Raw genomic sequence first — 18,250 nt, 5'->3', positions numbered from 1 at the left:
GGAGCGGGGTCACGCGGAGGCCTTGACGACGCTCCAGCCGCCGTCCACCACGAGACTCGTACCAGTGCTGAAGGAGGCTTCGTCCGCGCTGAGGAACGCGATGGCCGCGGCCACCTCCTCGGGTGTGCCGAAGCGGCGGGCGGCCGTCTCGGCGATGCTGCGTTCCCGTTCCTCGGGCGGCACTCTGTCCCAGGCGGCTGTGAGTATCGGTCCCGGCACGACGGCGTTGACCCGCACAACCGGCCCGTATTCGACGGCGAGTTGGCCGCACAGGGAGAGCAGGGCGCCTTTGGCGGAGGCGTAGGCGGGATGCCCGGGAAGGCCCCTGTACGCGTGCACGGACGAGGTCAGCACGACCGCGCCCCGCCGCTCCTCCAGATCGGGCAGGACCGCCCGGAAGCCGAGGAAGCTGCCGGTCAGGTTGACGTCGAGCTGCCGCTGCCAGGAGGCGAGGCTCATCTCGTGGGCGGGTGTGACGTCGACGGTGAAGGCGTTGCTGACGAGGACGTCGACGGGCCCGAAGCCGTGTGCCGCGTCGACGATCCGCGCCCAGTCGTCCTCGGCCGCGACATCGGCGGCCACGAACCGGGCCCGCCCGCCGTCCTTGCCGATGCGTTCCGCCACGGCCTCGCCGCGCTCCTCGGCGATGTCGACGAGCACGACGGCCGCGCCCTCCTCGGCGAGGCGTACGGCCGTGGCGGCGCCGATTCCTGAGGCCGCTCCGGTGATCACGGCCGTGCGCCCGGTGAAGCGGGCGCCGTGCCGTCGTACGGGCTGGTCCATCGTGGGGTTCGACTCCTTCGCGCGTCAGGGCTTCCTGGAAACATAACGGGGCTCACTCGCGCAGCAGCACGACCAGGTCGGCATCGTGATCGGCACTCCACGCGAACGGCAGCCCGTGGTGCAGCAGATGGGCTCCGCCGTACGACGTCCCGGTCGCCGTGTCCCGGTACCGCGCAGCCGGTTCGAGTCCCCGCAGCCGGAGCCGTTGCGGGCGCCCCGGTACGAGCGGGGCCCCGTCGAGCCGCCCGGTGCTCAGCGCGGCGACGACGGTTCGGTCACCGAAGTCGTACTGCACGCCACAGCTCGGCTCCTCCGGTGTGCCGAGGAGCCGTGCCTCACCGTGGTGGATCACGTCCCGGACCTCTTTGTAGCGGGCGATCCAGCCGGCGGCCTCGGCCCGCTGCTCCGGCGTCCAGGCGCGCAGGTCGGCGCCGACGCCGAGCACTCCGCACATGGCGTTGACGAAGCGGAAGGCGAGGCTGCGCGGGCGCGGGTCGAAGACGCCGGGCGCGTCGGTGACCCAGGAGCTCATGACGTGCGGGGCGTGCGCGTGCAGGAAGCCGTGCTGGATCCTCAGCCGGTCCAGTGGGGCGGTGTTGTCGCTGGGCCACACCACGTCCGTGCGCGCGATGGTCGTGTGCTCGATCCGGCCGCCGCCGCCCGCGCAGCCCTCGACGGTGACGTCGGGGTGGGCCGACCTGAGGTGGTCGAGGACACGCAGGTATCCGGCGACGTGCTCGGCGTCGAGGTCGACAGGGCCGGCGCCGGGGCGCCCGCGTTCGGTGGGCGGGCGGTTCATGTCCCACTTGAGGTAGCCGATGTCGTACGTGCCGAGCAGTCGGTCGAGCGTGCCGATCACGAAGTCCTGGACGTCGGTCCGGCCCAGGTCCAGGAGGAGCTGGTTGCGGACGAGCCGGCCAGGGCGGCCCTCGATCCGGTAGACCCACTCGGGGTGTTCGGTGTGCAGACGGCTGCCCGGGCTCACGGACTCGGGCTCGATCCACAGACCGAAGTCCAGGCCCAACGCCTTTACGTCCGCGATGAATTGGTCGAAGCCGTGCGGGAAGGCGGCCGGGTCCGGCCACCAGTCCCCCAGCCCCCCGGTGTCGTCGGCGCGTCCGGTGAACCAGCCGTCGTCGACGACGAACAGTTCGGCCCCGATGTCGGCGGCCGTCTTCGCCAGCTCCAGTTGCCCGGCCGCTTCGACGTCGAAGCCGGTGGCCTCCCAGGAGTTGTAGAGGACCTTGCGGGGGCGGTGGAGGCGTTCGCCGGAGAGGTGTCGTTCGTAGCGGTGCCAGACGCGGGAGAGGCCGTCGAGGCCGTCCGGGCTGAAGGCGCAGGCGAGTTGGGGGGTGGTGAGGGATTCGCCGGGTGCGAGCAGCACCGCGCCCCCGTGGGGCACGCGGCCCGCTCGCACCCGCACGGAGCCACCGGGTTCGGCCTCCGCGGTCATGTGCCAGTTGCCGGGCCAGGCGAGGGCGACCCCGTACGCGGCCGGTGCCTCGCCGTCCTGCACCGCGAGCCAGGGCGCGTACGCGTGACCGGGTACGCCTTGGAGGCTGCCGATGGTGAACGTGCCTCTGGGCAGGTCGAGTTGCGTGTGCTGGAACTCCTGCGACCACTGGCCAGTGAGATAGGTCAGGCGGGCGACTCCGGTGATCGGGATGTTCACTGCGGCCGAGTCGAGCCGCTCCAGGCGGAGTTCGCGCGTGGCGGTGAAGTCGGTCCGGCGGAGAATCACGTCCGTGCCGGGCACGGTCTCGTAGTGGAGGACGGTGCGCAGCCCCAGCCGCTCGTCGTGGAAGGCGAACCGCAGCGCGGTCTCCTCGGCCTCCACCTCGTCGAACTCCCACCACGAACCCCGGTCCCCGTCCGGGCCCGAGACCACCAGCTCCGAGCCGGTGAACGGCCTTGTCCCGTACGGCAGATATTCGGCGGGGGCCGCGTCGGCGGGCGTGATGAAGTGGGTGCGCCGCGACCAGTCGAGCGCGGACGGACCGTCCTCGACACCGGGGGGTCCCCAGGCGTCGAGTTCGACCCAGGGACCGTCCGGGGACAGGCGCACGGTGTAGCTGGTGTTCTCCGTGCGCAGGGTCCAGCGCTGGTACGTCACTTGACCGCCCCGAGGTTGAGGCCGGCCACGAAGTGCCGCTGGAAGCGCAGGAACACGGCGACGGTGGGTGCGGCGGCGATGACCGAGCCGGCCGCGATGACGTTCCACATCGACACGAACTGGCCCTGAAGTCCGATGAGGGCGGCGGTGATGGGCATCTTGGTGTCGCTGCGCAGGACGGTGATGGCCCAGAGCAGGTCGTTGAAGATCCAGGTGAAGGACAGGGCGCTGAGCGCGGCGAGGGCGGGGCGGGTCAACGGGAGGATGATCCGCCAGAAGATCTGCCAGGGGCCGGCGCCGTCGACGACCGCCGCCTGCTGGATCTCCGCCGGGATGGACCGCATGAATCCGTGCAGGACGAACACGTAGAAGCCGACGCCGAAGCCGATCTGTACGCCGATGAGCGCGGGCAGGGTGTCGAAGACGCCCATCACCTCGCTGAGCTTGGACACCGGGATCAGGAGGATCTGCGGCGGGAGCAGGTTGCCGCCGAGCATGAGGAGCAACAGGGAGCGGCGGAAGGGGACTTCGTAGCGGCTGAGGGCGAACGCGGCCATCGAGGCGAGGGCCAGCGTGATCAGGACGCAGGGGATCGTGACGACCAGGCTGTTGATGAGGGCGCGTTGCTGGCCGCCGTCGACCCAGGCCTGGCGGAAGTTGCCGAGGGTGAAGGAGTGCGGCCAACTGCCCAGGCCGTGCGCGGCGATGTCGTCGAAGGAGCGCAGGCTGGTGACCACGACCAGGGCGATGGGCAGCAGCCACAGGAGCGCCAGCGCGCCGGCGCCCAGGTGGAATCCGGCGGTCGCGGCCCGTTTGCGGCGCAGGGCCGTGGAGTTGGCGGACATCAGTCGGCCTCCCGGAACGCGCGGACGAGGTAGGAGCAGATGACGCCGAAGGCCAGCACGAAGATGACGGCGGCGAGTGCGGAGCCGTAGCCGAGTCGTAGGGACTGGAAGGCCGTTGAGTACATGTAGGTGCTCAGGAGTTCGGAGGAGTGGTAGGGGCCGCCGCGGGTCAGTGACCACACGACGTCGAAGGAGCGCAGTGAGTCGATGACGATGACGGAGAGAACTACCGCGTTCACGCTGCGGAGTTGGGGCAGGGTGACGTGCCTCAGGCGTTGCCAGGCGCTCGCGCCGTCGACCTTGGCGGCCTCGTACAGGGCGGGGTCGATGCCCTTGAGGCCGGCCAGGTAGAGGACCATGACGTAGCCGATCTGGCGCCAGAGCGCGGGCACGATCACGGCGTAGAGGGCGGTGTCCTGGTCGGCGAGCCAGGCGTGGCGGAGCCTGCCGAGGCCGACGGACTGGAGGAGTTGGTTGAGGACGCCGTCGGGTTGGTAGATCGCCTGCCAGACGAGAGCCGTGGCGACCAGGGAGAAGACGACCGGCAGGAACAGGGCCGCGCGGTAGAAACCCACGCCGCGGCGCTCCTGTTGGAGCAGGAGTGCGGCGGCGAGGCCGAGCAGGGCGGACAGGCCGCCGAAGAGGACGAGCCAGAGGACGGTGTGGCCGGTCGCGCTGCGGAAGACGTCGTCGTGGGCCATCTCCCGGAAGTTGTCCAGGCCGATGAACTGCGGCGGGGAGACGCCGTCCCAGCGGGTGAAGGCGAGGTAGAAGCCCTGCACGGCGGGCCAGAACACCCACACGGCCTCGACGAGAAGTGGGACCAGGACGAAGGCGAGGACCAGCGGGGGTGTCCGCCGGGGTCCCCGAACCCGCCTGCCCTGGGCGGGCGTTCGGGCCGGGGACGTCCGGTCGGGCGCGGTCAGGACGGCCATGTCAGGCGTTCCAGATCTTCTCGGCATCGCGCTGCCAGTCGGTGAGGATGCTCCCGATCGACTTGGGCTTGGCCAGGAACTTGGTCAACGCGTTGTCGGCGGTGGGCTGGAGGGCGTCGCTGGAGTCCCGGTTGAAGAACTGGGTGATCTCGGCCGCCTCCGCGACATGCGCGCGGCCCTTCTTGACCAGCGCCGTGCCCGCGTCCTTCGCGTCGGGGTGGCAGGGCAGGACGGTGCCGGAGGAGCCCTTGATGTAGATCTCCTGGGCCTCGGCGGTGGCGAGGTACTTCATCAGGTCGATGACCTGGTCGCGGCGGCCGGTGCGGGCGCTGGCGAAGTAGCCGTCGACCGGGGCCTCTTCGGCGAGCGGGATCTTCGCGTCGATGATCGGGAAGCGGAAGAAGTCGATGTCGTCGAGGGCGTCCTTGGGGGCGGCGTCGGCGAAGAAGGTGCCGATGAGCATCATGCCGCTGCGGCCGTTGAGCAGGGAGGTGGTGGCGTCCTGGAAGGCGACGGCGGCGCCGTTCGGGTCGAAGTACGGCAGCACCTCCTGCCAGCGGTCGAAGACCTTGCGCACCTCGGGGTCGGTGAACTTGTGCTTCCCGGCGAGGAGTTGGCGGTGGTACTCGGCGCCGTTGATCCGGATGTCGAGGTAGTCGAACCACGCCGAGGCCACCCAGGCCGTGCCGCCGCCGGCGCCGAGACCGATCGGGTTGACGCCCTTCTTCTTGAGCTTGTCGCACAGGTCGAGGAACTCGTCCCAGCTCTTGGGCTCGCTGACGCCCCACTTGGCGAAGTTGGACTTCCGGTAGAACATGCCCCACCAGTAGTAGGTGCTGGGCACGAACACCTTCTTGCCCGAACTCGTCGACGTGCAGAGCGAGTTGAGGGCCTTGGTGTAGCGCTTGAGGTCGGGCGAGGTGGTCCACGCCTCGTCGAGGTCGAGCAGCAGGTTCTTCTTGGCGTAGGCGTCCGCCACCGAGCCGGGGTACCAGGTGTACACGTCGGGCGGGTTGGCCGAGGTGAGGTACGTCGGCAGCTGGGTGCGGTAGGTCTCCGCGGCGACCGTGTTGAGGCTCGCCTTCCCGGACCCCTTCTTGGCGTAGGCGGCGACGAGGTCCTCCATCGCGGCCTTGGCCTGCGGGGCGGAGAGGTTGGACTGGAGGGTCACCGCGCCCTTCGAGGAACTCTTGCCGGTGGAGGTCGAGGTGACACAGCCGCTGAGCAGCGCAGCCGCCCCCGTGGCGCCGAGCCCGGCGAGGAACCGGCGTCGGTCTGGCTGGTGGTTCGTCATGGATGGCTCCCTGTGGATCCCTCGCGGGCGGATCCAGATTCGCGTGGCGTCCCCACCACGTCAAGAATAATTACTAATTTATTTGAACTGAGTCCGGTGGACGTAGCCGTCGACGCCCCGGTACACCGCGTCGACCGTCCCGCCCGGCCCGGCCACCGCACCGAGCGCGCCGTCGAACGCCGCGCTGGGGAAGGCCACTTGCTTGGTCCACCCCTGCCAGGCACCGTTCTCGTACCGCTGCTGCCAGAGCGTGTAGTCGGCGGCCCGCACGTAAAGCACCACGGCGTCCCCCACGGCGACCAGCGTCGGGCTGCCGCTGACGGTCCCGCCGAGCGAGCTCCACGGCGACCACTCCCCCGAGGTGTCCTGGGACCGCGTCCACACGTCGTCGGCCGCGGTGCGCACGGCGACATGGACCCGCCCCTGGGCATCCACGACGGCGGACGGCCGCCCGTACACCGCCCGCCCACCGGGGGCGCCGAGCGAGGACCAGCCGGTCGCCGGGCCGCGCTGCGCGACCTGTCCGTCCGAGCCGGTGGCGAACAGGGTCCAGTGCGCGGGATCGGTGAACGCCACCGACGGCGCGTCGGCCACCTGGCCGCCCAGGCTCTGCCACGCACCCCAGCGCCCGGCCGTGAACACCCGCCGGTACACCCGGGAGTCGGTGCCGCGCACGAAGACGTCGATCCGGCCGCCGGCCGAGGCGTACGCGGCGGGCTGGCCGAGGATCCGGCCCTTCGCCGGACCGCCGAGATCCTTCGCCTTGCCATCGGTCTGCTGGACGAGCGAGCCGTGCGGGCCGCGCAGGAAGGTGGTCGGTGTGGCGCCGTCGTTCACGATGGCCGGACTCGCCGTGGCCTGCTGCCCCAGATTCGTACCGGGCAGGGCATCGGCGCCCGTCAGCTTCAGGAACGCGGTGCCGTGCGCGGGGACCTCGACGGTGTACGACCCGGTGTGCGTACCCCGGTCGGTGCGTGCCCGCAGGTCCCGTACCTGGACCGGTCCACCGAGCCCGGTGTCCGCGAACTGCACGGTGCGCAGGGCGGGTTGGTCCGACCGGTTGAGCAGCACGACCGCCCGCTGCCCGCGCCCGTCCAGCACCTTGCTGTACACGTCGCCGACCGAGTCGGTCGCCACGCGCACACCCTGGACGGCCAGCGGGTCCTGGTCGACGGCGATGATCTCCGGGTTGCGCAGGGTGGCCAGCATGGAGTCGGACAGGGTGCGGGGGTCGGAGCCGAGGACGAGCGGCGAGCCCATCTCGGCCCACATCACGAACTGGCTGGTCGACTCCTCCTGGCTCAGCTCGTACGACCCGTCGGTCATCCTGCGCATCGGGATGAGGTAGTCGGGGTCGTTGTAGTGACCGGGCCCCTGCGCCTCGGGGTGCCAGGCGTTGGCGTCCATGTTGCGCAGGATGTTGGGCCACTGCCCCGGGCTCGCCGTACCCCACGCGATGTCCGTGCCGGTGCGCCAGGAGTCGGCGGTCGTCGGGCCGTAGACGTAGGTGTTGTGCGCGTCCTGCTCCGGTGTGTGCGGCAGGCCCCAGTCGTCGGTGAGCGGGTTGCAGAGGTTGAGCAGCATCTTGCGGCCGGACTTGGCGACCGCGTCGCTGAACTCCTTGAAGGCCGGGCCCGGATCGAGCTTGGCGCCGATGCCGCACAGGAAGTCGACCTTGACCGCGTCGATCTTCCAGCCGGCGAACTGCCGCGCGTCCTGGTCGTAGTACCCGCGGCTGCCCAGCCCGCAGCTCTTGCCGCCGTCGTAGGCGCCGGCGTCGGTGTAGATGCCCGCGCGCAGTCCGCGTTTGTGGAGATAGGAGACGAGGGCCGGGATGCCGGAGGGAAAGCGGTCCGGGTTGGCGACCAACTGCCCTTGCGCGTTGCGCGGGTTGTCGGCCTGCCAGCCGCCGTCGAGCCACACGATGTCGTACCCGCTGTCCCGCAGACCGCTGCTGACCAGCTTGTCCGCGACGGAGCGCACCTGCTGTTCGGTGGGCGCGCCGAGCCCGTAGTAGGTGTTCCAGCCCATGTAGGGAGTCGGTGCGAGGCCGCTGTCGTAGTAGTCGGGGGCGCCCTGGTCGGTGCCGGTCCGTGCCGTGGCGGCCGGGGCCGCGGTCGCCGCCAGTACGGTCGCGATGGCGATCACGGTGGCCCGGCGGGTCAGTCTCGTTACCGCGGGTGTGCGGACCTGCGGAGATGAAATCACGTGCCTCTCCCGGAGGTTGGGAAGCAGGAGGACGTGACGCGGGCCGCGCTGCGACAGGGGGCCGGGGGCGTCACGGCGACGACTGTGGCGTGCGGCCGAAACCCTGTCAACATTAATTCCTAATTTATTAGAAGGTCGCCTCAGGGGTTGACACAGCATCCCTCGCGTCACAGCCTTTGGCAACGTTGTCAGTGCCGCCGGTTTTTGATGGGACATCACGCTCATGACAGATCAGTCGGGTTCACCGCACGTGTCGCGCCGCACCTTCGTCACCACGGGTTCCGGTCTGCTGGCCGGGTTCGGTCTCGGTTTCTCCGCGCCCGCGTCGGCCGCCCCCTCCTCCCCCGGTCAACCCGGTGAACTCGCCCTGTACCGGCCCGTGTCGGTCTCCTCGACCGCCTACGCGCCCACCCCGGGTTCCTTCGTGGTGGACCGGTTCAACTCACCGGGTGTGCGCGGCAGCGGATGGCGTGCCGGGGCGGGCGACCCCCAGTGGATCTCGATCGATCTGCAGGCCCCGTGCGAGGTCACATCGGTCCGCCTCACCTTCGAAGGCGACGCGAACGACCCGGTGTTCACCCCGCCCACCTCGGGCAACCCGGCCGACGGCACAACAGGCAAGGAGATCCAGTCCAGTTACTCGGTCGAGTACGTCGTCGAGACCTCGACCGACCGGACCTCCTGGACCGCCGTGCACCGCACCACGGCCGGCACGGGCGGAGTCGTGAACATCCAGCCCCCGCACCCGGTCACGGCACGCTGGATACGGCTCACCTCGACCCGCCGCTCCAACCCCAACCCCCTCGGCCTGAACGGCTTCGAGGTGTACGGAACCGTCAAGGGCCACCGCCCGTCGGCCACGGGCTGGACGGACTGGGGCACCCGCACCGGCCCGGCGCCGAAGCTGGCGGTGGCCGAGGACGGCACGGTTCCGGTGGAGTCCGGCTGGCGGCTGACGCTGGACGACTGGGCCGGCGCCGACGGTACGGAACTGTCCAAGTCGTCCTTCGACACGAGCAGTTGGCTGCCGGCCACCGTCCCCGGCACGGTGCTGGCCTCGCTCGTGGACCAGGGCAAGCTGCCCGATCCCGTGGCCGGACTCAACAACCTCCGCATCCCCGAGGCCCTGTCACGCCATGCCTGGTGGTACAAGCGGGACTTCGAGCTGCCGCGCGGTCTGCGCACCGGGGCCGGGCGCCGGACCTGGCTGAAGTTCGACGGCGTCAACCACACGGCCGACATCTGGCTCAACGGCCACCACGTGGGCGGACTCACGTACCCCTTCGCTCGCTCGGCCCTCGACGTGACCCAACTGCTCGCTCCGGGCGGGACGAACGCGCTCGCGGTGCGGATCACGCCGATGCCGGTACCCGGCAGCCCCGGCGACAAGGGCCCGGCCGGCGAGTCCTGGGTGGACGCGGGCGCGAACCAGATGAACCTCAACTCCCCCACCTACCTGGCCGCTTCGGGCTGGGACTGGATGCCGGCGGTACGCGACCGGGCCGCCGGCATCTGGAACCACGTCCGGCTGCGCTCGACCGGCCATGTGGTGATCGGCGATCCGCGCGTCGACACCCTGCTGCCGGACCTGCCCGGTCTGTCGGTCGCCGAACTGACCCTGGTCGTCCCGGTCCGCAACGCCGACACGGCCGACCACCGGACGACGGTCTCCGCGTCCTTCGGCGACGTACAGGTCAGCAAGGCCGTCACCGTGCCAGCCGGCGAGAGCGTCGACGTCGTGTTCACCCCCGACGCCTTCGCTCAACTGCGACTGCACGACCCGGAGTTGTGGTGGCCCAACGGTCTCGGCGACCCCACGCTCCACCAACTCACCCTGGTCGCCTCGCTCGACGGCGCGGAGAGCGACCGCCGCACCACCCGCTTCGGCATCCGCCAGTTCGGCTACGAGTACGCGGTGCCGCTGCCGTTCACCAACTCCGGTGACGCGTATACCCAGTCGGTGACCTTCGACCGGCAGCAGGCCCGGTACGTGCGCGTCAAATGCCTTACCAGGGCGACCAGTTGGGGCAGCTCCCTGTGGACGCTGTCCGTGCGCGACAGCGTCCGCTCCTCCGTCGACCTGGCCCTGCACGCGCAGGCCGACGCGTCGAGCACGGACGGGGACGACCACGGCGCGGGCAACGTGACCGACGGCGATCCCGGTACCCGCTGGTCCTCTGCCTATGAGGACGACCAGTGGATCCGGGTCGATCTGGGGTCCGCGCAGTCCTTCGACGGGGTCGACCTGGTCTGGGAACAGGCGTACGCGAAGACCTTCGTGGTGCAGGTCTCCACCGACAACGCCACCTGGACCGATGCCGCGTCGGTGGACAACAGCGCGGTCCCGCTGCCCTTCAACAACGGCAACGCCAGCCTGCAGACAGAGGACTTCGCGCCCCGGACCGCGCGCTACGTCCGTATCAACTGCGGTCTGCGCAACACCAGTTGGGGCAACTCCCTGTGGTCCCTGAACGTCATCGACAGCACGGCCCCGGGCACCGACCTGGCTCTCCATCGTACGACGACCGCCTCCACCGAGGATCCCGACCACCCGGCCGCGCACGCCACGGACGGTGATCCGGGCACCCGCTGGTCCTCGGCCTACGTGGACCACCAGTGGATCCAGGTCGACCTGGGCTCCTCGAAGAGATTCGACCGGGTCGCAGTCGTATGGGAGTCGGCGTATCCGAAGACGTATGTGATCCAGGTGTCGGACGACGCGGACACCTGGACCGACGTGAAGTCGGTGTCCAACACCCCGGATCCGCTGAAGATCAGCGTGAACGGGGTGCGGGTCCTGGCCCGTGGCGGCAACTGGGGCTGGGACGAGCTGCTGCGCCGGATGCCGCCGGAGCGGATGGACGCGGCCGTGCGGATGCACCGGGACATGAACTTCACCATGATCCGCAACTGGGTCGGCACCTCCGACCGGGAGGAGTTCTTCGCCGCCTGCGACGAGCACGGAATCCTGGTGTGGAACGATTTCCCCAACGCGTGGGGCATGGACCCGCCGGACCACGACGCCTTCAACTCCCTCGCCCGGGACACGGTGTTGCGCTACCGCATCCATCCCAGCGTGGTGATCTGGTGCGGCGCCAACGAGGGCAACCCGCCCGCCGCGATCGACCAGGGCATGCGCAAGGCCGTGGAGGACCAGGTCCCCGGCGTCCTCTACCAGAACAACTCGGCCGGCGGCATCATCACCGGCGGCGGACCCTACGGCTGGGTGGAGCCGGAGAAGTACTTCGACCCGGCGACCTACGGCAGCAAGGACTTCGGTTTCCACACCGAGATCGGCATGCCCGTGGTCTCCACCGCCGCCAGCCTGCGGAACATGACGGGCGACGAACCCGAGTGGCCGATCCGGGGCGCCTGGTACTACCACGACTGGAGCGAGCGCGGGAACCAGGCACCGCAGACGTACAAGGCCGCCGTAGAGACGCGCCTCGGGGAGGTCACCGGCCTGGACGACTTCGCGCGCAAGGCGCAGTTCGTCAACTACGAGAACACGCGCGCCATGTTCGAGGCCTGGAACGCGAACCTCTGGGACAACGCCAGCGGCCTCATGCTGTGGATGTCCCACCCGGCCTGGCACAGCACGGTCTGGCAGACCTACGACTACGACTTCGACGTCAACGGCACGTATTACGGCGCCCGTTCGGCCTGCGAGCCGCTGCACGTCCAGGCCGATCCCGAGGGGCAGGTCATCGCCGTCAACCACACGCGTGCCGGGCTGCGGAAGGCCGTTGTCTCCGCGCAGCTGCTCGACCTGTCGGGCCGTCGGCTCGGTGCGAACAGGAGCACCCAGTTGGATGTCGCACCGGCCGCGACCGCCAAGGCGTTCAGCGTCCCCTGGACCGACGACCTGCCCGATCTGCACCTGCTGCGGCTGACACTGCAGGACGGTGACGGGCGGCTCCGGTCGCGGAACACGTACTGGCGTTATCGCACGCCGGCCGCCATGCGGGGCTTGAGCGGGGCGCCGCGGACAACGATGTCGGCGACGCTGGGGCGCGTGACCCGTTCCGGGCTCACCGCCACCCTCCGCAACGACGGTTCCGCCGTCGCCGCGATGGTCCGGCTCGCGCTGACGGACGGCGCGACCGGCCACCGTGTGCTGCCGACGCTGTACAGCCACAACTACCTGTGGCTGCTGCCCGGCGAGTCACAGACCGTCACCCTGTCCTGGCCGGCGCGGGCACTGGCCTCGGGGCATCCGCTGCTGACCGTGGAGGCCTACAACAGCCGCCCCGCTACGGCGCGTTGACGGTCATCGGCGTGTCAGGACGCCTCCACCGCCGTCTTGATGCGCTGCCCGAACGCGGGGGCGTCCTTGCGGGCCGCGCTCAGCGCGAAGCCCACGAGGAGCTTGCCGACGCCGTGGCCTTCGAGGACGTTGAAGATCCGCACCTTGGTCGTGCCCGGCCCGGTGGATTCGAGGTCGTAGCCGCCCTCGTCGGCCGTGACGACGTTCTTCGAGGTCTCCGCCCAGCGGATGCGGTGGGGTGCCTCGAACTCGGTGATGCGGAAGGTCCGGCCCGTCTTCATGCCGGCGTCCTTGACCGTGCTGGTGAAGACGGTGCCGACGGCCGTCGGGCCCTCCGGGGTCTTGGTGATCTGCTGGACCCTCGGGCTGAACTTCGGGTCGTTCGTGCCGGCGGCGAGGAAGGCGAAGACCTCCTCGACCGGGCGGTTGATCTCGGCTGTCGCCTCGAACTGACCGGCCATGGTTCCTCCTGTGCTGCGATCGCTGGAGTTCCGGCTGAGCGCGCTGATGTGCCGACCACCACCAGCCTATCGGCGCGGCCCCGCACGCGCCCCGCGTTGTCAGTCGGCCGGTGCCGCGGAGGGCGCTCCCGGCGGCATGTTGAACGGTGTGACCACCTGGATCGCCGAGGGCAGGGACGGGCCGTCGTCGGGGAGTGCCTTGTGGGCGCGCATGATGATCTGGCAGGCGCGGCGCATGTCCTGGCGCAGGTCGTGGTGGAGGACGGCGGACAGGCGGCGCTCGCGCAGCAGCCGGGTGTTGTCGTGGTCGAGGTCGTGGGCGATGAACACCGCGCACTCCCGGCCGAGCGCGTCGAAGGCGTCGAGGGTGGCGAGGTTGCCGCCGCCCGCCGAGTAGACGGCGATGATGTCCTCGTCCCGCTTGAGCGCCGCCAGCACGAGATCGTGCTGGGTGGCGTCCAGGCCGTCGCTGTCGGTGACCTCCACCAGGGACCGCCGGGGGTCGGCCAGGCGCATCGCGCTGCGGAAGCCCATCTCGCGTTCCTCCTCGCCCCGGAAGGAACCCCGGCTGATGGTGGTCAGCACATTGCCGGGCCTCCTGCCCAGCCACTGGCCCAGCAGGTAGGCGGCGGTGGCGCCGGCCGCGCGGTTGTCGATGCCGACGTAGGCGAGGCGCGCGCTGTGCGGCAGGTCGGTCACCAGGGTGACCACGGGGACACCGGCCGTGATCAGCCGGGCGACGGCCGCCGCGATCTCCGGTTCGTCGGGGGCCTTGAGGATCACGCCCTGGCTGCCGCGCTTCGCGATCCCGTCCAGGGTCGCGGTCAGTTCGGCGGGCGGGCAGGTCTCGCGGAAGTGGAAGCGCGACCGTACGAGAGCGGGGTGCAGCGAGGGCAGTTCGGCTTCGAGCGCGTCCCGTACGGCGGTGGAGAACCGCTCCGGGGTCTGCATCACGATGTCGATCATGAAGGTACGGCCGCCCAGCCGGACCTGGCTCTGCTGGCGGTCCAGGTCCTTGATGGCTTCCTGCACCTCCCTGATGGTGCTCTCCGTCACGTTGCCCCGCTGATTGAGGACACGGTCGACCGTGGCCGTACTCAGCCCGGCCTGGCGGGCGATTTCCCTGATCGGATAGCGGTGTCGCATGACGGGTCCCAAGAGCCGGTGATGCACTTTTGATGTACTGACAAGCATTGAATGATGGGTTCGAGTTATCAAGACTGGCAGAAACCACGGCACAGCGAAAGGACCCGGATGTCTTCCGTAACCGCAGGGACGCGGACTTGGCTGACCGAGGCGGACTGCGATCTCGATGTGTTCCGCTCCCTCGTGGAGCAGCGCACCGATCTCGCCGACCACCCCTCGGCGGAGCGGATCGAGCAGAACGTCCCGCTCTACGACAGCGCCCGGCTCCGTGAGCTCGCGGCCACCGCCGAGGGCCGCCGCGACGTGCAGAGCGAACTGGTGCGGGCGCTGCTCGACGGGCCCGGCATCGTGGTCCTCAAGGGTGCCTTCCCCGACGAGGCCGTCGTGGACCGGGCGTCCGACGCCTTCCGGGCGCTGATCGAGGAGGAGCGCGCGAGCGGCGCGGGGCGCGGCGACCACTTCGCCAAGCCCGGCGCGAACGACCGTGTGTGGAACGCCCTGGACAAGGTGGCCGTACGGGCGCCCGAGGCGTTCGCCGACTACTACGCCAACGACATCCTGGAGCTGATCTCAGAGGCCTGGCTCGGCCCCGCCTACCAGGTCACCTCGCAGGTCAACGTGGTCAACCCGGGCGGCGCGGCACAGAGCGTGCACCGCGACTACCACCTCGGCTTCCTCTCCCAGGAACAAGCCGCGGCCTATCCCGCGCACGTCCACCGGCTCTCCCCGGTGCTGACCCTCCAGGGCGCGGTGGCCCACTGCGACATGCCCGTCGAGTCCGGTCCGACGCTGTATCTGCCGCACTCGCAGAAGTTCGAGCCCGGCTATCTCGCCTGGCGGCTCCCGCAGTTCGTCGAGTACTTCGACGCGCACCACGTCCAGCTCCCGCTGGAGAAGGGCGACGCGGTCTTCTTCAACCCGGCGCTCTTCCACGCCGCCGGGCACAACCGGTCGGCCGACATCAGGCGCATGGCCAATCTGCTGCAGATCTCCTCCGCGTTCGGGCGTGCCATGGAGACGGTGGACCGCGAGGCGATGGCGAACGCCGTGTTCCCGGTGTTGCTGAGCCGCAAGGCCGAGGGCGTCTCGGAGGACTGGCTGCGCCGCGTGATCGCCGCCACCGCCGAGGGCTACCCCTTCCCCACCAACCTCGACCTCGACCCGCCTGTCGAGGGTCTCGCCCCGCCCTCGCAGGCGGACACTCTGCGACAGGCCGTCGCCGAGGACTGGGACCCCGAGCGGCTGCGTCATGAACTCCAGGCCGCGGCCAAGCGCCGCCAGAGCTGAAAAGGACACATCACTCTCATGGGACTGCTTGAGGACAGAGTCGTCCTCGTCAACGGCGGCAGCCAGGGCGTCGGCGCGGGTGTCGTGCGGGCCGCCGTGGCGGAGGGCGCGACCGTCGTCTTCACCGGCCGCCGGGCCGACGTGGGCGAGAAGCTCGCCGCGGAAACGGGAGCCCACTTCCTGCGCGCGGACCTCGCCGATCCGGCGCAGGCGCGCGACAGCGTCGTACGGACCGTCGAGGCCCACGGGCGCATCGACTGCCTCGTCAACGCGGCGGGGCTCACGTCACGCGGCTCGCTGCTGGACACCACGCCGGAACTGTTCGACCAGCACATGGCGATCAACCTGAAGGCACCGTTCTTCGCGATGCAGGCCACGGTGGCCGACATGACCGCGCGCAAGGCACCGGGGACGATCGTCAGCATCGGCTCCAACTGTGCCCACGGCGGGCCGCCGCACCTCGCCCCGTACTCCGCCGCCAAGGCCGGACTCGCGGGCCTGACCCGCAACGCGGCGCACGCCCACCGCTTCGACCGGATCCGGATCAACACGGTCAACATCGGCTGGACGGACACCGAGGGCGAGGACGCCACCCAGCGCGCCTTCCACGGTGCCGGGGACGACTGGCTGGAGAAGGCCGCCGCGTCGCAGCCGATGGGCAAGCTCGGGCAGGTCGACGAGATCGCCGAGTTCGTCGTCTTCCTGCTCTCCGACCGCAGCGGCGTGGTCACCGGCTCGGTCATCGACTGGGACCAGAACGTCTTCGGCGGCCAGGACTGAGCCACACCCCGGCAGAAGGAGCACGATTCCCATGCGCATAGGCATCATGGGTCTTGGCCGCATCGGCGCCTTCCACACGGAGACCCTCGCCGGCCTGGACGCGGTGGACTCCCTGGTGGTCACCGACCCGGTGGCCGCCACCGTCGCGGCGGTCACCGAGCGCTTCGGGGCCACCGCCGCCGACTCCCCCGAGGCGCTGCTGGCCGCCGGGGTCGACGGTGTCGTCATCGCCGCCGCGACCGACGCGCACCCCGAGCTCATCCTCGCCGCCGTGAAAGCGGGCATCCCCGTGTTCTGCGAGAAGCCCGTGGCGCGCGGTGTCGAGGAGAGCCTCGAGGTGCTGCGCGCGGTGGAGGGCAGCGGCGTCGAGGTGCACATCGGCTACAACCGGCGCTTCGACGCGGGCTTCACGGCCGCGCGCCGGGCCGTGGTCAGCGGCGAACTCGGCGCCCTGCACACCGTACGGTCCACCACCCTCGACCCCGCTCCACCGCCGGCCGCCTACGTGGCCGCCTCGGGCGGCATCTTCCGCGACTGCAGCGTGCACGACTTCGACATCGTGCGCTGGGTGACCGGCCGCGAGGTGGTCGAGGTGTACGCGACCGGTGGCAATCGGGGCGCGGAGTACATCCGGGCGGCCGGTGACGTCGACACGGCGTCCGCCCTGCTCACCCTGGACGACGGCACCATCGCAGCCATCTCCAACTCCCGCCACAACGCCCGCGGTCACGATGTACGTCTGGAACTGCACGGCATGAAGGACAGCATCGCGGTCGGCCTGGAGGACAGGCTGCCGCTGCGTTCCGTCGAGCCGGACACGGGCTTCCCCGCCGGGGTGCCGCACACCTTCTTCATGGACCGGTTCGCCGACGCCTACCGCGCCGAACTCACCGCGTTCACCGAGGTGGTGGCCGGCACCCGCACCTCCCCGTGCACGGTCGCGGACGCCGTCGAGGCGAGCAGGATCGCCGACGCGTGCACCCTCTCCCTCCATGAACACCGCCCGGTACGACTCGAAGAGGTACGCGCATGACGACGGACGAGCCGCTGCGGATAGGTGTTCTGGGCGCGTCCCGGATCGCCGAACTGTCCATCGTGGGCCCCGCCCGGGCGACCGGCCACCGCCTCGTCGCGGTGGCCGCCCGGGACCGGTCCCGCGCCGAGACCTTCGCCGCAGCCCACGCCGTGGAGCGGGTGGTCGGTTCCTACGCCGACCTCGTGGCCGACCCGGAGGTCGAGGTCGTCTACAACCCCCTGGCCAACAGCCTGCACGGACCGTGGAACCTGGCCGCTCTCCGGGCCGGCAAACACGTCCTCACCGAGAAGCCGTCCGCGAGCAACACCGCGGAGGCCACCGAGGTCCACGAGGCCGTCGCCAAAGCGGGCACGGTGTTCATGGAGGGCTTCCACTACCTCTTCCACCCGGTCGTCCTGCGCCTCCACGAGCTGCTGGACAGTGGGGAGTTGGGCGAGCTCCGGCACGTCGACACCATGGTCGCCATGCCCGCACCGCCGGACAGCGACGTGCGGTGGTCGCTGCCGCTCGCGGGCGGCGCGCTGATGGACCTCGGCTGCTACAGCCTGCACGCCCAGCGCATGCTCGCGCCCTGGGCCGGCGGGGCACCCCGGCTGGTCGCCGCGCGCGGCGGCGAGAAGGCCGACGCACCGGGGATCGACGAATGGCTGGACGCCGACCTGGAGTTCCCGGGCGGTGCCACGGGCAGCGCGCGTTGCCACATGGCCCACGAGACCTGGCAGATGAGCTGCCGCGTCGTGGGCTCACGCGGCGAGGCCACGGTGACGAACTTCGTGCAGCCCCACCTCGACGACCGGGTCGTCGTGCGTACGGCGGCCGGTGAACGCACCGAGGAACTCGGCCGCCGATCCTCGTACACCTACCAACTGGAGGCCTTCGCCGCCCACTTGAGGGACGGCGCGCCGCTCGTACTCGACGCCGACGACGCGCTGACCACGATGCGGCTCATCGACGACTGCTACCTGGCGGCGGGGTTCCCGGTCCGGCCGCGTACGGTGCTGCCAACGGCCTGAGCCCGCACAGCAGTTGGGGCGGTGCCGGTCCGGTACCGCCCCAACTGCTGTGTACGGTCAGCCGACTTTGAGTTCGGCCTCC

Annotated in this window: 13 protein-coding genes; 5 read left to right on the top strand and 8 right to left on the bottom strand. The window is 70.4% G+C overall.

Annotated elements, in window-relative coordinates; genetic code table 11:
- Nucleotides 1-9 precede the first annotated feature (9 nt).
- From SSP08S_RS41630 to SSP08S_RS41605, 6 genes are all read right to left on the bottom strand, one after another.
- Entirely contained in the window at nucleotides 10-783 is a 774-nt protein-coding gene (locus tag SSP08S_RS41630) for an SDR family NAD(P)-dependent oxidoreductase (RefSeq protein WP_019073580.1), read from the bottom strand.
- A gap of 52 nt (nucleotides 784-835) precedes the next feature.
- A complete protein-coding gene (locus SSP08S_RS41625) occupies nucleotides 836-2,896 on the bottom strand; it encodes an alpha-galactosidase (RefSeq protein WP_019073579.1) in 2,061 nt (686 codons plus the stop codon).
- Complete coding sequence (locus SSP08S_RS41620) at nucleotides 2,893-3,741, bottom strand: carbohydrate ABC transporter permease (RefSeq protein WP_019073578.1); 849 nt, start codon at nucleotides 3,739-3,741, stop codon at nucleotides 2,893-2,895. The genes SSP08S_RS41625 and SSP08S_RS41620 overlap by 4 nt, the downstream gene beginning before the upstream one ends.
- A complete protein-coding gene (locus tag SSP08S_RS41615; protein ID WP_019073577.1) occupies nucleotides 3,741-4,676 on the bottom strand; it encodes a carbohydrate ABC transporter permease in 936 nt (311 codons plus the stop codon). Before SSP08S_RS41615 ends, SSP08S_RS41620 begins: the two co-directional genes overlap by 1 nt.
- 1 nt (nucleotide 4,677) lies before the next feature.
- Nucleotides 4,678-5,970, bottom strand: coding sequence for an ABC transporter substrate-binding protein (locus tag SSP08S_RS41610; protein ID WP_019073576.1), 1,293 nt, complete (start codon nucleotides 5,968-5,970; stop codon nucleotides 4,678-4,680).
- Between the two features lie 78 nt (nucleotides 5,971-6,048).
- On the bottom strand, nucleotides 6,049-8,178 hold the full coding sequence (locus tag SSP08S_RS41605; RefSeq protein WP_102133518.1) for a DUF8189 domain-containing protein: 2,130 nt from the start codon (nucleotides 8,176-8,178) through the stop codon (nucleotides 6,049-6,051).
- A gap of 223 nt (nucleotides 8,179-8,401) precedes the next feature.
- On the opposite strand from SSP08S_RS41605, the gene SSP08S_RS41600 reads away from it, so the two are divergent.
- Nucleotides 8,402-12,445 (top strand): discoidin domain-containing protein, encoded by a 4,044-nt coding sequence (locus SSP08S_RS41600; RefSeq protein ID WP_026179285.1) that lies wholly within the window; start codon nucleotides 8,402-8,404, stop codon nucleotides 12,443-12,445.
- A gap of 14 nt (nucleotides 12,446-12,459) precedes the next feature.
- On the opposite strand, the gene SSP08S_RS41595 is transcribed toward SSP08S_RS41600, so the two are convergent.
- Entirely contained in the window at nucleotides 12,460-12,906 is a 447-nt protein-coding gene (locus tag SSP08S_RS41595; RefSeq protein ID WP_019073573.1) for an SRPBCC family protein, read from the bottom strand.
- A 99-nt stretch (nucleotides 12,907-13,005) separates the two neighbouring features.
- Nucleotides 13,006-14,052: a LacI family DNA-binding transcriptional regulator gene (locus SSP08S_RS41590; protein ID WP_019073572.1), complete on the bottom strand. Its 1,047-nt coding sequence runs from the start codon at nucleotides 14,050-14,052 to the stop codon at nucleotides 13,006-13,008.
- A gap of 108 nt (nucleotides 14,053-14,160) precedes the next feature.
- Between SSP08S_RS41590 and SSP08S_RS41585 the strand changes: the two genes are divergently transcribed.
- Genes SSP08S_RS41585 through SSP08S_RS41570 form a run of 4 tightly spaced genes read left to right on the top strand, consistent with a single transcriptional unit; the run spans nucleotide 14,161 to nucleotide 18,168 of the window.
- A complete protein-coding gene (locus SSP08S_RS41585; protein WP_019073571.1) occupies nucleotides 14,161-15,339 on the top strand; it encodes a phytanoyl-CoA dioxygenase family protein in 1,179 nt (392 codons plus the stop codon).
- 18 nt (nucleotides 15,340-15,357) lie between these two features.
- On the top strand, nucleotides 15,358-16,119 hold the full coding sequence (locus tag SSP08S_RS41580; protein WP_019073570.1) for an SDR family oxidoreductase: 762 nt from the start codon (nucleotides 15,358-15,360) through the stop codon (nucleotides 16,117-16,119).
- Between the two features lie 31 nt (nucleotides 16,120-16,150).
- Entirely contained in the window at nucleotides 16,151-17,152 is a 1,002-nt protein-coding gene (locus tag SSP08S_RS41575; RefSeq protein ID WP_019073569.1) for a Gfo/Idh/MocA family protein, read from the top strand.
- On the top strand, nucleotides 17,149-18,168 hold the full coding sequence (locus tag SSP08S_RS41570) for a Gfo/Idh/MocA family protein (RefSeq protein ID WP_019073568.1): 1,020 nt from the start codon (nucleotides 17,149-17,151) through the stop codon (nucleotides 18,166-18,168). The genes SSP08S_RS41575 and SSP08S_RS41570 overlap by 4 nt, the downstream gene beginning before the upstream one ends.
- Nucleotides 18,169-18,250: the final 82 nt, after the last annotated feature.

The organism is Streptomyces hokutonensis, assembly GCF_000376565.1.
Classification (GTDB): Bacteria; Actinomycetota; Actinomycetes; order Streptomycetales; family Streptomycetaceae; genus Streptomyces; species Streptomyces hokutonensis.
This window is presented reverse-complemented; position numbering and strand designations above follow the sequence as displayed.

Bases quoted from the DNA above. Each gene is read 5' to 3' on its own strand.
- SSP08S_RS41590 (WP_019073572.1), bottom strand. From the start codon at position 14,052: ATGCGACACCGCTATCCGATCAGGGAAATCGCCCGCCAGGCCGGGCTG.
- SSP08S_RS41630 (WP_019073580.1), bottom strand. From the start codon at position 783: ATGGACCAGCCCGTACGACGGCACGGCGCCCGCTTCACCGGGCGCACG.
- SSP08S_RS41610 (WP_019073576.1), bottom strand. From the start codon at position 5,970: ATGACGAACCACCAGCCAGACCGACGCCGGTTCCTCGCCGGGCTCGGC.
- SSP08S_RS41585 (WP_019073571.1), top strand. From the start codon at position 14,161: ATGTCTTCCGTAACCGCAGGGACGCGGACTTGGCTGACCGAGGCGGAC.
- SSP08S_RS41615 (WP_019073577.1), bottom strand. From the start codon at position 4,676: ATGGCCGTCCTGACCGCGCCCGACCGGACGTCCCCGGCCCGAACGCCC.
- SSP08S_RS41575 (WP_019073569.1), top strand. From the start codon at position 16,151: ATGCGCATAGGCATCATGGGTCTTGGCCGCATCGGCGCCTTCCACACG.
- SSP08S_RS41595 (WP_019073573.1), bottom strand. From the start codon at position 12,906: ATGGCCGGTCAGTTCGAGGCGACAGCCGAGATCAACCGCCCGGTCGAG.
- SSP08S_RS41620 (WP_019073578.1), bottom strand. From the start codon at position 3,741: ATGTCCGCCAACTCCACGGCCCTGCGCCGCAAACGGGCCGCGACCGCC.
- SSP08S_RS41570 (WP_019073568.1), top strand. From the start codon at position 17,149: ATGACGACGGACGAGCCGCTGCGGATAGGTGTTCTGGGCGCGTCCCGG.
- SSP08S_RS41580 (WP_019073570.1), top strand. From the start codon at position 15,358: ATGGGACTGCTTGAGGACAGAGTCGTCCTCGTCAACGGCGGCAGCCAG.
- SSP08S_RS41600 (WP_026179285.1), top strand. From the start codon at position 8,402: ATGACAGATCAGTCGGGTTCACCGCACGTGTCGCGCCGCACCTTCGTC.